At 69.9% G+C, this 12,502-nt stretch carries 11 protein-coding genes; 6 read left to right on the forward strand and 5 right to left on the reverse strand.

Features of this window, described 5'->3' with window-relative positions; translation table 11 throughout:
* Position 1: 1 nt before the first annotated feature.
* The 4 genes from JYJ93_RS21175 to JYJ93_RS40200 are packed head-to-tail and all read left to right on the forward strand — an operon-like array spanning position 2 to position 5,187.
* A complete protein-coding gene (locus JYJ93_RS21175) occupies positions 2-814 on the forward strand; it encodes a TIGR02452 family protein (protein WP_206794017.1) in 813 nt (270 codons plus the stop codon).
* A 42-nt stretch (positions 815-856) separates the two neighbouring features.
* Positions 857-3,121, forward strand: coding sequence for a carboxypeptidase-like regulatory domain-containing protein (locus tag JYJ93_RS21180; protein ID WP_206794019.1), 2,265 nt, complete (start codon positions 857-859; stop codon positions 3,119-3,121).
* Between the two features lie 28 nt (positions 3,122-3,149).
* Entirely contained in the window at positions 3,150-4,079 is a 930-nt protein-coding gene (locus JYJ93_RS40195) for a carboxypeptidase-like regulatory domain-containing protein (RefSeq protein WP_242543881.1), read from the forward strand.
* Complete coding sequence (locus tag JYJ93_RS40200) at positions 4,033-5,187, forward strand: carboxypeptidase-like regulatory domain-containing protein (RefSeq protein ID WP_242543882.1); 1,155 nt, start codon at positions 4,033-4,035, stop codon at positions 5,185-5,187. Before JYJ93_RS40195 ends, JYJ93_RS40200 begins: the two co-directional genes overlap by 47 nt.
* A gap of 7 nt (positions 5,188-5,194) precedes the next feature.
* Here the strand turns inward: JYJ93_RS40200 and JYJ93_RS21190 are convergent, their stop codons facing one another.
* The 3 genes from JYJ93_RS21190 to JYJ93_RS21200 form a co-directional block, all read right to left on the reverse strand.
* Positions 5,195-6,655, reverse strand: coding sequence for an ATP-binding protein (locus tag JYJ93_RS21190; protein ID WP_206794021.1), 1,461 nt, complete (start codon positions 6,653-6,655; stop codon positions 5,195-5,197).
* Positions 6,656-6,858: 203 nt separating this feature from the next.
* Positions 6,859-8,109, reverse strand: coding sequence for a hypothetical protein (locus JYJ93_RS21195; RefSeq protein ID WP_206794024.1), 1,251 nt, complete (start codon positions 8,107-8,109; stop codon positions 6,859-6,861).
* A gap of 200 nt (positions 8,110-8,309) precedes the next feature.
* Positions 8,310-9,113 carry a GNAT family N-acetyltransferase gene (locus tag JYJ93_RS21200; protein WP_206794026.1) on the reverse strand — a complete coding sequence of 268 codons (804 nt, stop codon included), beginning with the start codon at positions 9,111-9,113 and terminating at the stop codon, positions 8,310-8,312.
* A 123-nt stretch (positions 9,114-9,236) separates the two neighbouring features.
* Between JYJ93_RS21200 and JYJ93_RS21205 the strand changes: the two genes are divergently transcribed.
* Complete coding sequence (locus JYJ93_RS21205; RefSeq protein WP_206794028.1) at positions 9,237-9,659, forward strand: hypothetical protein; 423 nt, start codon at positions 9,237-9,239, stop codon at positions 9,657-9,659.
* On the opposite strand, the gene JYJ93_RS21210 is transcribed toward JYJ93_RS21205, so the two are convergent.
* Together JYJ93_RS21210 and JYJ93_RS21215 are read right to left on the reverse strand one after the other, a co-directional pair.
* The gene (locus JYJ93_RS21210) at positions 9,660-10,985 is read right to left on the reverse strand and encodes a ferritin-like domain-containing protein (RefSeq protein ID WP_206794030.1); all 1,326 of its coding nucleotides are present in this window, start codon (positions 10,983-10,985) and stop codon (positions 9,660-9,662) included.
* Between the two features lie 157 nt (positions 10,986-11,142).
* On the reverse strand, positions 11,143-11,928 hold the full coding sequence (locus JYJ93_RS21215) for a glucose 1-dehydrogenase (RefSeq protein ID WP_206794032.1): 786 nt from the start codon (positions 11,926-11,928) through the stop codon (positions 11,143-11,145).
* A gap of 112 nt (positions 11,929-12,040) precedes the next feature.
* Between JYJ93_RS21215 and JYJ93_RS21220 the strand changes: the two genes are divergently transcribed.
* The gene (locus tag JYJ93_RS21220) at positions 12,041-12,493 is read left to right on the forward strand and encodes a helix-turn-helix domain-containing protein (RefSeq protein WP_206794034.1); all 453 of its coding nucleotides are present in this window, start codon (positions 12,041-12,043) and stop codon (positions 12,491-12,493) included.
* Positions 12,494-12,502 lie beyond the last annotated feature (9 nt).

A 12,502-nucleotide genomic window follows, 5' to 3' on the forward strand; every position in this document is an offset into this window, starting at 1 on the left:
CATGTCGTTGAACCGCGTCGCGGACGAGACCCTTCACATCCTGGAGCAGGGCACGTACGTGCCGCTGTCCGGGCGGGAGGTGCCCATCCGCGACGCGGTTTCGCGCGCCGTCGAAGGCACCGTGCTGGTGCGCCCCGGGGACTTCGAGCACCTCACGCGGCCCGCGCCGGTGGCGGGCTTCACCATCGAGGTGACGCCGGAGAAGACGGGCGACGCCGCGCGCCGGCTGGTGGAGCAGGAGGGGGAGCAGCGGGTGCTCGCGCTCAACTTCGCGTCGGCGGTGAACCCGGGCGGCGGCTTCCTCACGGGCGCGAAGGCGCAGGAAGAAGACCTGGCGCGGTGTTCGGCGCTGTACCCGTGCCTGTTGAAGTGGCCGGAGTACTACGACGTGAACCGCAAGCTGCGCTCGCCGCTGTACACGGACCACTTCCTCTATTCGCCGGACGTGCCGTTCTTCCGCAACGAGCACCACGACCTGCTGGAGCGGCCGTTCTCCGTGTCGGTGCTGACGGCGCCCGCGCCCAACGCGCGCGAGTTGCCAATGAAAGACCCGGAGGTCGCGCGGAAGGTGCGTGATGTGCTCTTCGCGCGGTCGCTCAAGGTGTTGCAGGTGGCGGCGCACCATGGGCACCGCACCATCCTCCTGGGAGCCTGGGGCTGCGGCGCGTTCCGCAACAACCCGCACGACGTGGCGGAGGCCTTCGCGAGAGGGCTGTCCACGATGGCGGGCGCGTTCAGCCGCGTGGTGTTCGCGGTGTACGAGCGCGGCGGGAAGGGGCCGAACCTGAGCACCTTCCGCGAGCGCTTCGGCTGAGAGGCTGTCTGGCGTTCGTGCGCGCCTGTTAGGCTTGGGCGCATGCGATGGAGCTGGGTGGGGCTCTTGGCCGTGGTGCTCGCGTGCGCGGAAGCGCCGCGCCCGGTGGTGAAGCGTTGGCCGCTCGAAGAGGTGGCGGTGAGCGTCCGCGTCGTGGATGCGGCGAACCAGCCGATCCCGGGTGTGTCCCTGGTGGCGCGTCGCGCGGATCGCGGGTCGGCCGTTGCCAGGGAGGGCACCACGGATGCGGCCGGCACGGCGCGGCTTCAGGTGATGCCGGGCTGGTATGTCCTCCAGGCGCAGGCGCGCGGCTTCGTGAGCGTGACGCGCACGGATGCGCGGGTCCCCTTCGGTGATGAGGTGCGCTGGGACGTGACGCTGGAGCGCGCCGCCCCCGTCGCAGGGCGCGTGGTGGATCTGGAAGGACGGCCCGTCGCGGGGGCCCGGCTTGAGCTCAACCTCTCGGACGAGACCCTGTCCGTCCCTCCGGCCGAGAGCGACGCGGAGGGGCGCTTCCAGTTCGACGGCGTTCCCGCCGGAACCGTGAAGCTTCGTGCGGAGAAGAAGGGCTGGAGCCCGACGCGGTTGGAGCTCGCGGCTCCCGCACCGGAGGTGACGGTGGTGATGGCGGGACTCGGCAAGATGCGGGTCCGGGTGCTGGATCCCCAACTGCGTCGAATGCCCGAGCCTTCCGTGTCGATCTCGCTCGCGGAGGAAGGCGAGCGTCCGATCACGAAGAGCCCGATTCAGGTGCCCGAGGCCATCCTGTTCCTGAACCTTCCCGCCGGCCGCTACCACGTCTCGGGGCGGTACGAGCCTTCGGCGGGATGTGGATGGGAACGTGTCATTGAAGTCCAGGTGCTTCCGGGCCAGCAGGTGGAAGCGACGGTGAGCTTCGAAGGAGTCGAGGGCTTCGGACCCTGGCGCGCGCGGGCCGTGGACGACAAGGGAAGGGCGCTCGGCGGTGGAAAGGTGATGGCCTGGATGGGAGAGAGCGGCGAGGACGCGCCGGGCCTGCGCGGAAGGTGCGAAGCCCGCGTGGAGCCGGATGGCTCCTTCGCTCTTTCACGTGTGCTCGGGCGTCCGTTCATGGTGGCCTGGAACTCCGACGAGCCGTCGCCGACGCGGCTGTTGAAGGGCGCGTTCGGGGCGGGGACGGGTGAGGCGCTGGTGTTTCCTCCCGAAAGCGGTGCTCTGAAGGGCCGTGTCGTGCGCCCGGATGGATGGCCCGTGGGTTACTTCGAGGTCGATGGCGTCTCCCCGAACAATCCGCGGAGCGAGTACGTGCAGAATGTGTGGATGACCCAGACCTATCAGTGGGTCATCGACGTGTTGGGATTCGCTCCCGCCCTCGTGCGTGCGCAGGGGCGGGTTGGGGAGGTGCTCCAGGTTCCGGACGTCGTGCTCGACGAGGGTCGCACCGTCCAGGGCCGCGTCTTCGCGAGAGACGGTCGCACGGGCGTGCCCGGGCAGGAGGTCGAACTCGTGGAGGGCTTCGACCTGGAGACGAAGGCGAGGCGCCGGCCTCACACGGTGACGACCGACGCGGGCGGGCGCTTCCGCTTCGAGCATGTGGCGGGCCGGCGCCTGTTCCTGCGCGTGGATGCGAAGGAACGGGGGACCGTGCTCCAGACGCTCGAACCCGATGCGTCGGCGGTGCGGTTGCGGCTGGTTCCCCGGGCGGAGCTGCAAGGCTCCGTGACGGATGGGGCGCAAGTTCCGCTGGCGGGAGTGGGCTTGAGGGTCCGCTGCGAAGGTGGCTTCGAGGCGAGCACTGAAACAGATTGGACGGGCCACTACGCCGTGAACATCCCGGGAGACCGCGAGTGCTTCGTGCATCCCGTCGTGAGCCCTCTGAACGTCAGGGATGTCTTCCTGCCGCCTCCGGTGTCCTTCGCTCCGACGCGGCTCCGGCTGACGCCCGGTTCGCGCCATGCGCTGGACCCTGTGCCTCGTCAAGGCGCTGCCTCACTGAAGGTGAGCGTCGAGGCATCTCGCGAGTTCGTCACCGCGTTCCTGCTGCCAGGCGACGTTCCGTGGCCCCGCTCGTCCGAATCATTGGATGCGCTCATCCGGGCCGGTTTCAATCCGGATGGCGATGACGACGGCTTCGCTCCCTCGTTCATGTTGGGGGCGGTCTTCCACTTCAGCCATCTTCCCCTGGGCCACTACACGCTCTTCATCCGCGATGAGATGGATGGAGCGGACGCGGTCCTGCGCATGCCCGTGGAGCTGACCGGATCCGGAGTGCACGTCGTCCAGTCCGAGCGCCCCGGTCTCGGCGGCGGAAGGCCGTACACGCGCTGACGTGAGTCCATCGCGTATGCTTCGCGCCATGCGATGGAGCTGGGTGGGGCTCGTTGCCGTGGTGCTCGCTTGCGCGGGCACGCGTCCGGAGTTGGAAGCACCCGGACCGGCGAATGAAGTGTCGTGGATGTTCCGGGTCGTGGATCCGGAGGGGCAACCTGTCTCCGGCGCGCGGGTGAAGGTCTGGCGCGCGGATCAGTCGCCCACCCACGACGCGCTGCCCTGCTCGACGGATGCCCAGGGAACAGGACGCCTTCTCCTGAAGCCGGGTTGGTATGGCACGGAGGTCCAGGCGCGTGGCCACGTGACGGCCTTCCGCGAGGACATCCGGATCGCACCGGAGTCAGAGCCTCGGCTCGACCTGACCCTTGCGCGCTCGGCACTGCTCGTCGGACGCGTGGTGGATGCGGAGGGGAAGCCCGTGTCGGGCGTCCGGCTCCGCTTCGCATCGTCCAACGCCGCCGCGCCGTATGTGGAAGCCATCAGCGGCGAGGACGGCCGGTTCGACATCGAGGGCGCGGCTGCCGGCGAAGGCCTGCTCTATTCCGACAAGCAGGGGTGGAGCTGGCAGCGGCTGAAGGTCATCACGCCCCAACCGGAACTCACGGTTGTGATGGGACGGCTCTCGTCATTGCTTGTGCGGGTGGTGGACCCCAAGGGACGCTTGATTCCCAACTCCCAGAGCTGGCTCACCGCCCTGGACCGCCCGGTGGGCCTCCGGCATCAGTCCGAAAAGACGCCTGAAGGAACCGTCCACCAACTGCTCCCAGCGCAGCGCTACCGCGTGAGTGCCACCTACGCCGCGGCCTCGCGTTGCTGGTGGCGTCGTGCCGTGGAGATCGAGGTCCTTCCCGGACAGCAGGGTCGGCGAGGCGGAACTCGCGCCTTCCGATGCGAAGGACGGCCCCGTGGTGCTCCACTCCCCTGGGACGCTGGTGGGACGCATCCTCGGCCCTGACGGGAAGCCCATGGTCTACTTCGACGTCGACTGGCAGGGCAGGTCCGACCGTGAAGGCCGTTTCATCCGAGGGCCGACCGCATCCCGCACCTATTCGCTGCGTGTCGACGGGGCGTACGTGGCCTCCGCGCGCGTGCGTGTCGAGGCTCGCGAACACGAGGAGCGGGAGGTCCCGGACATCCAACTCGACTCAGGGCGCTCCGTGCTGGGCAGGTTGCTCGAGGACGATGGCGTGACACCCGTGTCCAAGGTCTGGATTGAACTGGTGGACCCTGCCGACGTGGACATCAAGCTTTGGAACTCCCGCTTCGGGGCTCACACCGACGAGGCGGGCCGCTTCCGGTTGGATCACGTGCCCCGGCGCCCGCAGTACTTGCGGCTGAATCGCTACACGGGCGGGACCCTCCTGTACGAGCTTGGGGCCCGTGAGAGTCGGTTGGACCTGCGGATGAAGCCCGACGCGGCGCTCGAAGGCTTCGTGACGGATGGAGCGCGTGTTCCGCTCGCGGGCGTGACGTTGGAATCGCGGTGCGGATCCGGGCTCGATACCCGCACCACGACGGATGACGCCGGCCACTACGTGCTCCGCGTGCCACCGGACAGGGATTGCTTCGTGCACTTTCCAGTGGAGCGGCGCTGGTCCTACTCGTGGCCGCGCCCCACGGCCCCTGTCTTCTCTCCCCAGCCTGTCTCCCTCTCACCCCGAGAGCGCGAACGCAGGGACTTCGTCTCGAGGAGCGGTGGGGCGGAACTCCAGGTCCACTTTCCGAAGGTGCGGGATGGGTTGGAGACGTTCCTTGTTACTGGCGACGCACGCATGCCGAAGACATTCGCGGACCTGAAGGAGCTTCAAATGTCCGCCTTCATCTGCGATCCGGCTCCAGATGTGTGGCGGACGGATGATCCGGACAGCTCCGGCTACGAGTACTGGCAGAAGGACTTCTCCTTCAGCCATCTGCCGGACAAGCGCTACACGCTCTTCGCCATCGAGCCCCAGGACGGCGCGTTCTCGGTCCTGCGCGTGCCCGTGGACCTGAAGCAGGGCGAGACGAAGTCCCTCCGCCTCGGCTTCCCTTCCGAGAGCGGAGGCACGTGGCTCGTGCCCTGAAGCTCGCCTACGCGCCGTCCACCGGCAGCGTCACCACGAACGCGGCACCGCCGCCGGGCGCGTCCTCCACCCAGACGCGCCCGCCGTGCGCTTCCAGGATCTGCTGCACGATGTAGAGCCCCAGCCCCAGGCCTCCCGTGCGCGCGGAGCCCTGCACCTGGGCGAAGCGCTGGAAGATGCGCTCGCGCTCCGCGACGGGGACTCCCGGGCCGCCGTCACGCACCGTCAGCCGCAGGTATCCGCCCTGACAGCGCAGCGCCACCTGCACCGGCGTGCCCTGGCCGTACCTCAGCGCGTTGGAGAGCAGGTTGCTTACCACCTGCTCCATCCGGATCCGGTCGAACCGGCACGGCGCCGGCCCCTCCACGCGCACGTCCAGCTCCACCCCGGCCTGCTTCGCCTCGTCCCCGAAGCGCGCCACCAGGTCCTGCACCAGCGGCGCCAGGTCTCCGCTCGCCAGGTCGAAGTCCAGCTTGCCCGTGCGGATGCGGCTCACGTCCAGCAGGTTGTCCAACAGCGACGCCAGCCGCTTGAGCTGCCGGTCCGCCGCGTCCAGCCGCACCCGGACCTTCTCGGAGCCCACGGGCTCCTGGCCCCTGGACTCGGACATGCGCCGCAGCAGGTCGACTTGAAGACGCAGCGACGTGAGCGGCGTGCGCAGCTCGTGGCTCGCCACCGACAGGAAGTCGTCGCGCGTGCGCACCGCCTCCTGCAACGCCTGCTCCGTCTCCTTCAGCGCGGTGATGTCCAGGATGGCCCCGCGCACCACCATCACCTTGCCGTTCGCGTCGCGGATGACGCGCGAGCGGCTGATGAGCCAGTGCCACGTGTTGTCCGGCCAGTGCGTGCGGAAGGTGGAGGAGTACGACAGCACGTCGTTGTGGAAGATGGCCGACACCTGCGCTTCCACCTCCGGCCGGTCCTCCGGATGCAGCGACGCCAGGAACTGCTCGTGCGTCCACTCCGCCAGGGGCTGCGGGTAGCCGTAGAGCCGGTCATGCCCCTCCGAGCGGAACACCTGCCCGGTGACGAGGTTCGTCTCCCAGACCGCCATCTGCGCGGACTCCAGCGCCACCTGGAACCGCTCGCCCAGCTGGCGGAAGCGCTCCTCGGTGCGCGTGACCTCCGTCTCCGCGCGCTGGCGGCGGGTGATGTCCGTGGCCAGCACCCACGTCTCGCCGCCCACCGGCCGCACCGACAGCTCCAGCCAGACGCCCGACGGCAGCTCCGACAGGAAGCGCGCGGGCTCGCGCAGGGTGAGCGCGTCCAGGAGCCGCTCGTGCAACGTCGTACCGGCCAGCATCGGCTGCGCCGCCCACGGCGTCATTCCCTGGCAGGTGCCATACGGCAGGCCCAGCAGCGACGCGGCGCGGTGGTTGAGCTCATGGATGGTTCCCTGCGCGTCGAGCGCCAGGAACGCCTCGGACATCATCTCCCGCAGGACCTGCAGGCGAGTCTGCGCGGACATGCTGGCCTCGTCGGCCGGGAGCGCAGGCTGGTTCGCGTCTCGCGGCGTGCGCGCGGCAGCCGGGCCCGGTGAGGACGCATCGTCCTTGGACGCCTGGCGAACGGGTTCGAACGGACCACCGGGGAGGGGACTCATCGGGTTTGCACGCTCCCGCACGGCCCCAGCGCCCGTCAAGCGAGCGCACGGGGGGGCCGGGCCGTCTGTCAGCTCAGCGGATCCGTGAGGGGTTCAGGCATGACCCACAGTTCCGTGGGCCGCGCGTAGGCCTTGTCGAACGCGAAGAGGATTCCGTTCCACCGGTCCCAGAAGTCCGCCCAGCTGTACTCGCACGGAGGGGAGGTGAGCGGGTTTCCGTCGCGGTCGGGCTGGGCATACGCATAGTCCGCATAGGTCCAGCGCACGGTGCCGAAGTCCGTCATCAGGAAGGGCGTCAGCATCTGGAGCACGGCCGCTCGGGACACCTCGTCGGTGGGCGAGCCGGCGGGCGTGAAGACGGGCTGGGCCTGGTCGCGCTGTTCGCGCCAGGCGACGAAGTTGGTTCCCATGGCGACGAGCGCGTCCCGGCGCGCGGGCGTGGGCGCGAGCCGCGCGTCCTCGTAGAGCGCGAACGCGGCGATGAGCAGGCTCTTCCAGTTCATGCCGGGGAAGAGCAGGTCCATGCGGGTGGGGCGCGGCGAGTCCTCCGCGTGCGCGACGGCATACGCATACGCCTGCTGCGCCTCCGCGTTGCTGGCGCCCGCCAGGGTGAACTCGGTGAGCACGCGCGCGGGAGTGATGGGCCCGGTGGTGCCAGCGCGCCAGTCCAGGTACAGCCGCGCGGAACCGCCGATGTCGTTGTAGATGGCGAGGTTGCCTTCGTGGAGCGTGCGCTCCAGCGTGATGACGATGGCCTCCACCTTGTCGAGCGGAGCCGTGCCCGGAGCGCTCCAGTACAGCGCGCCCATGCGCGACGCGGTGGCCAGCAGGGTGCGCGTGTCCCCGAGCGCCGCGACGTTGAGCGCGCTCGTCATCACGCTGAGGGCCGCAGCCGCGTCCGCCGTCAGGCCCTGCGCGATGAGCTTGAGGGACAGGTCCTGGAGCTGCAAGCGCAGCGCGCCGCTCAGCCCCAGCCGGTCCAACGCGTTCGTCAGCGACACCGAGGGCTGAAGCCGCGCGGTGTCGATGAAGTGCCGCGCGAGCGCCGCGCCGTACATGCCCTTGCCGCCGGCCTGGGACGCGTGCGGCGCGAAGGTGAACCAGTTGGGACGCGCGCTGCTGGTGCCACCGGGTTGCAGCGTGGGGTCGATGATGCCGCCCAGCTCATACGCGATGCCGATGTAGCCCAGCGTGATGGTGCGGTTGTCCTCCAGTGGCGTGGGCGCGGACTGTGCTTGGGAGGAGGCGGAGGCCAGGACGAGGAGCGCGCCGAGCAGCGCGGCGGAGCGGCGCACGTCGGTGCGAGAGGAGTTCGCCAAGGTGGGGGTCCAGGGTTGGGGGGCTGGTCGACCAAGCTATGCAGCGGGGGCGCCGGTCCAAACCCCGGCCCCCACGGTGGCATTCGCGCGACGTTGAGTGGACGACCCTTGGGCGCGGGTTGACGCGCGGGGTCAGCTCCCAATTCCCGCGAGTCCACCGGTCTTCCGGGGAAACCCGCGACGGCGCGACCCGTGAGGCTTCACGCGCCCTTTGGAGGCGCGAAGTACGAGACGAACGGCGCCACGTCCCGGTAGCCCATGCGGCGGTAGACGGGCGCGCCGGCCTCCGTGGCATGCAGCACCGTGCGCTCCAGGCCCCACGCGTGCTTCGCCTCCTCCAGCGCGCGCCGGAGCACCGTCTCCGCGGCGCTCTTGCGGCGGTGCTCCGCGAGCGTCGCCACGAGCGCGATGTAGACGATGCCGTCCACGCGCAGCGCCACCGTGCTCGTGAACGGCGCGCCGTCGTGGCAGCCGACGAAGGCCCGGCTCTCGGGGCCGAAGATGCCGGGGGCGGCCAGGGCTTCACGTCCCAGCGCCTGGGGCGTGTCGTAGCTCGCGGCGTTCACGTCCGCGACGGCGTTGTAGCCCCAGGTGTCATTCACCGGCCGCAGGTCGAGCGGCGGCAGGGGCCGCACCGGCTCCAGCAGCTTGTCCGCCACCATGCCCGACGTGGTCATCCCCGGCTTGAGCCCCCGCGTGGCGAGCAGCGCGTCCGCATGCTCCCTCAGCCCCGGCGCCAGCCACTCGGGCGTCAGCGTGAAGGCCCACCCGTGCGGCCCCTGCGCGAAGTAGCTCGCGGCCGAGTCCACCGCGCGCAGCAGCTCCGCTTCTGTCCGCGCCGGCCGGTGGAGGAACGCCATGTTCATCAGCGACCACGTGACGTGGCCCGCGGTGATGAACACGTCCGCGCGCTCCACGACCTCGCCATGGGGCAGGCCCAGCGTCATGAGCCTCCAGGCTCCACGGAATTGCGCATGCGATTCGTCGATCTCGGCTCGCGACATGAGGCGTCTCCAAAGGGGTCCAGGGAGTCGGATTCTCTGCATTCACAGAGGCTCACGTCTACGTGCGTGAGAGGAGGCGCCCTGCTAAAGCGAGGCGCAACCCGGTGCGAGGAGTGGGTCGCGATGACTCCAATGGAAGGGCAGTCCTGGCAGACGAGCTGCCGGGTCTGCGGCAGGCAGACCTGTCCGAAGCCGGAGGCGGTGGCCTCCTGGATGCGCACGATGCTGGACCGCGTGCACGGCGCGCAGATGCGCGGCGCGGGCCGACGGGGATTGCGCGAGGCCCTGGCCATGGAGGGCGTGCTGATCACGACGCACCTGGAGGTGTGGTCGAGGGCGCTCGAAGGCGTGTGTCCGGACTGCATCGCGGAGGTGGCGCCGGAGACGGACGCGAAGCTCCAGGATCCGGAAGGGATGCACGAAGCGGCGCTGGAGCGCTGGCGCACCTCCGCGCCGGAGCTGGTCAGCGACGCGGTGGAGTCCGCGGTGGACGACACGCTCCAGGCCGCGCGCGAGGCGGCGACCCGGAACAAGCCGACGACCTGATCAGGCCCAGAGCTCCTGCTCCAGCGTGTCGAGCAGCGTCAGCGCGGCCTCCGGCGTGGGCAGCCCCGCCTCCGTGACGAGCGCTGAATCGAGCGGCACCGAGACCTCCGCGCGCAGCAGGGACACGGCGCGCTTCTGGGCCTCGCGCAGCGCTGCCAGCTCCGAAGCGGGCAGCCGTGAGCGCGCCCACCGGTCGATGTCCCACGACAGGCCCGCGTGCCGCGTCTCGTCCTCGGCGATGCGGGCCATGGATTCACGCACCTGGGCGTCGCGTGCGTGCAGCGCCTGGTGATGGGCAATGAGCGCGCCGTACGTCTCGCGCACGCATCCCTCCACGGCGTTGTCGAGCGCCACCTCGTTCAACGGGCGCAGGGGGACGGCGGCGACGGCGGGCGGCGGTGGCGTGGCCCCGTAACGGCGCGCGAGCCGTCCTGTCATCTCCGTGTGCATGACTTCATCCACGGCGCTCGCGAGCGCCGCGTCCTGGAGGGTGGCCTCCGCGCCGTGCAGGGCCAGCTCCTCACGCAGCCGCAGGAACGCGTGGATGGACGCGGCCTCCAGGTGCGCCGTCTGGGCGAAGTGGTGACCCAGCGCGTCCTCACAATCACCCGCGACCGTGCCCTCCAGCCCCACGGGCCGGCGGCCCACGGCACATTCTCCGGAGCCCTTTCGCAGCACGTGGTCCTCCACTTCGCGGAGCTCTCCGTTGGCGGAGACGTTGATCACGTACTGCGTCTGGCTCGAACCCTCGCCGCATGCGTAGCCCCTCGTGGCCACGACGTTGAAGCCTCCGTCCGGGTTCGGTTTCACCGCGCCCTCCTCCAGGTTGCCGCAGCTCAGCCGGTAGCCCGCGGCGGAGGTGAGGAGCGCCGCGTCCTGCGCGGTCTCCACCGTGCCCAGCAGGTCCTGGAGTTCTTGCAGCGTTGCCCAGGTCTTCACCTCATCTCCTCGCGTCGTCGCCAGGAAGTACCTCGAGCAGACCTGGATGCAGGAGCTGATGAAGCCGTCGCCAGGGTTCGTCTCGGCCAGGGCTGTCTGACACGCGGGGACGTCGGTGGCGGTCGCGCACGCCTCGCCGGTGGAGTCCCGGGTCTCGTAGCTCCCGCCGGGACCCGAGAGCATGCGCAGCGCGACGGAGTCCACCGCGGGTTCGATGCTCAGGTCATCGATGGCGGGCTCACCGTGCGGCGTGCACTTGATGGCCGAGTAGCCCCGCAGGTCCGTGCCGCCGGTGCCGCCGGTGCCGCAGCCCGCGAGTACCAGCGGCGCCGCGAGCGAGGTCCGCAGCGCGCGAGAGAAGAGATGCCGCAACCGGTTCGTGTTCATGGACGACTCCCGTGGGACGAGGTGACCCCACGAGCAGAGCAACAGCAGTGCCATCGCCGTGCCCCTCTGGAGTCACCGTCCCCCGAGCGGTTCCGCGTGCTCGGAAACCTGAGGCGTCTTCAGAAAGCTGAGGCCCTGGGAGAGGGAGCGGGCGTTATCAGACCCGCTGGGACCCGCGGAACAAGGGGGCACCGAGCGCCGCGCCGTTGACGCCGCCGTCGACGAACAGATCCTGCCCGTTCACGTAGGACGCATCGTCCGACGCGAGGAAGAGCACCGTCCGAGCGATCTCCTCCGGCCTGCCGATGCGCCCCATGGGGATGGTGGCGGACATGCCGCGCTCCAGCTTCGCGAAGGCCTCCGGAGTGGGCGCGCTCTTCTCCCAGATGGGCGTGTTCGTCGCGCCAGGGGACACGACGTTGACGCGGATGCCCTGGGGCGCGAGCTCCGCCGCCAGCACGCTCGCCATCGCCTTCAGCGCGCCCTTGCTCGCCGCGTACGCGGAGTACCCCGGCATGCCCAGCTCGCTGTGCACGGAGCTGGTGAGGATGACCGACGCGCCCGGCTTCAGGTGCGCCGCCGCGGCCTGCACCGTGAAGAACACGCCGGTGACGTTGGTCTGGAGCACGGACGTGAACGCGTCATGCGACGTCTTGCCCACGAACGTCTGCTCCACGATGCCCGCGTTGGCGAACACGATGTCCAGCCCGCCGAAGCGCTCCACCGTCGCCGCCACCGCGCGCTCCAGGGCCGCCGGCTCCGTGGCGTCCGCCTGCACCGCAAGCACGTTCGCGCCCAGCTCCTTCACCGCCGCGTCCAGCGTCTCCCGGTTGCGCCCGGTGATGGCCACCCGCGCCCCCTCCGCCACGAACAGCCGCGCCGTCGCCAGCCCGATGCCGCTGTTACCGCCCGTGATCAGCGCCGTCTTTCCCTTGAGCCGCATCCGACCGCCTCCGGTTTGAGTGGTTTCATGATGAAACCAATTACCGGATGATTAAAAGGCCCGGTTTCGTTATGCAACCACTTGTGGAATGTCCCTCTGGAAGGAGGCGGTGATGAAGCGGACGAGCATGGAAGGGGCGACGTGCCCGGTGGCCCGCTCCCTGGACGTCATCGGGGACTGGTGGTCGTTGCTCATCGTGCGCGACGCGCAATACGGCCTGCGCCGCTTCGGCGAGTTCCAGAAGAGCCTGGGCGTGGCGAAGAACATCCTGGCCCAGCGCCTGAAGCACCTGGTGGACCACGGCATCCTCGAGACGCAGCCGGCCTCGGACGGCAGCGCCTGGCAGGAGTACGTGCTGACGGAGAAGGGGCGGAGCCTCTTTCCCATCCTGGTCGCGCTGGGGCAGTGGGGCCAGGAGCACTGCTTCGAGGCGGGAGAGCCCCGGACGCGGGTGCTCGACAAGGCGCACGGGCAGCCGGTGAAGCCGCTGGAGGTGCGCGCGGCGGACGGCAGGGTGCTGACGGTCCAGGACGTGCGGCTGGAGCGGCCGGTCACACAAGGCTAGCGCCACCCG

The organism is Corallococcus sp. NCSPR001 (assembly GCF_017309135.1).
Taxonomy (GTDB): Bacteria; Myxococcota; Myxococcia; order Myxococcales; family Myxococcaceae; genus Corallococcus.

Bases quoted from the DNA above. Each gene is read 5' to 3' on its own strand.
- JYJ93_RS21190 (WP_206794021.1), bottom strand. From the start codon at position 6,655: ATGTCCGCGCAGACTCGCCTGCAGGTCCTGCGGGAGATGATGTCCGAG.
- JYJ93_RS21205 (WP_206794028.1), top strand. From the start codon at position 9,237: ATGACTCCAATGGAAGGGCAGTCCTGGCAGACGAGCTGCCGGGTCTGC.
- JYJ93_RS21200 (WP_206794026.1), bottom strand. From the start codon at position 9,113: ATGTCGCGAGCCGAGATCGACGAATCGCATGCGCAATTCCGTGGAGCC.
- JYJ93_RS40195 (WP_242543881.1), top strand. From the start codon at position 3,150: ATGCGATGGAGCTGGGTGGGGCTCGTTGCCGTGGTGCTCGCTTGCGCG.
- JYJ93_RS21210 (WP_206794030.1), bottom strand. From the start codon at position 10,985: ATGAACACGAACCGGTTGCGGCATCTCTTCTCTCGCGCGCTGCGGACC.
- JYJ93_RS21215 (WP_206794032.1), bottom strand. From the start codon at position 11,928: ATGCGGCTCAAGGGAAAGACGGCGCTGATCACGGGCGGTAACAGCGGC.
- JYJ93_RS21180 (WP_206794019.1), top strand. From the start codon at position 857: ATGCGATGGAGCTGGGTGGGGCTCTTGGCCGTGGTGCTCGCGTGCGCG.
- JYJ93_RS21220 (WP_206794034.1), top strand. From the start codon at position 12,041: ATGAAGCGGACGAGCATGGAAGGGGCGACGTGCCCGGTGGCCCGCTCC.
- JYJ93_RS21175 (WP_206794017.1), top strand. From the start codon at position 2: ATGTCGTTGAACCGCGTCGCGGACGAGACCCTTCACATCCTGGAGCAG.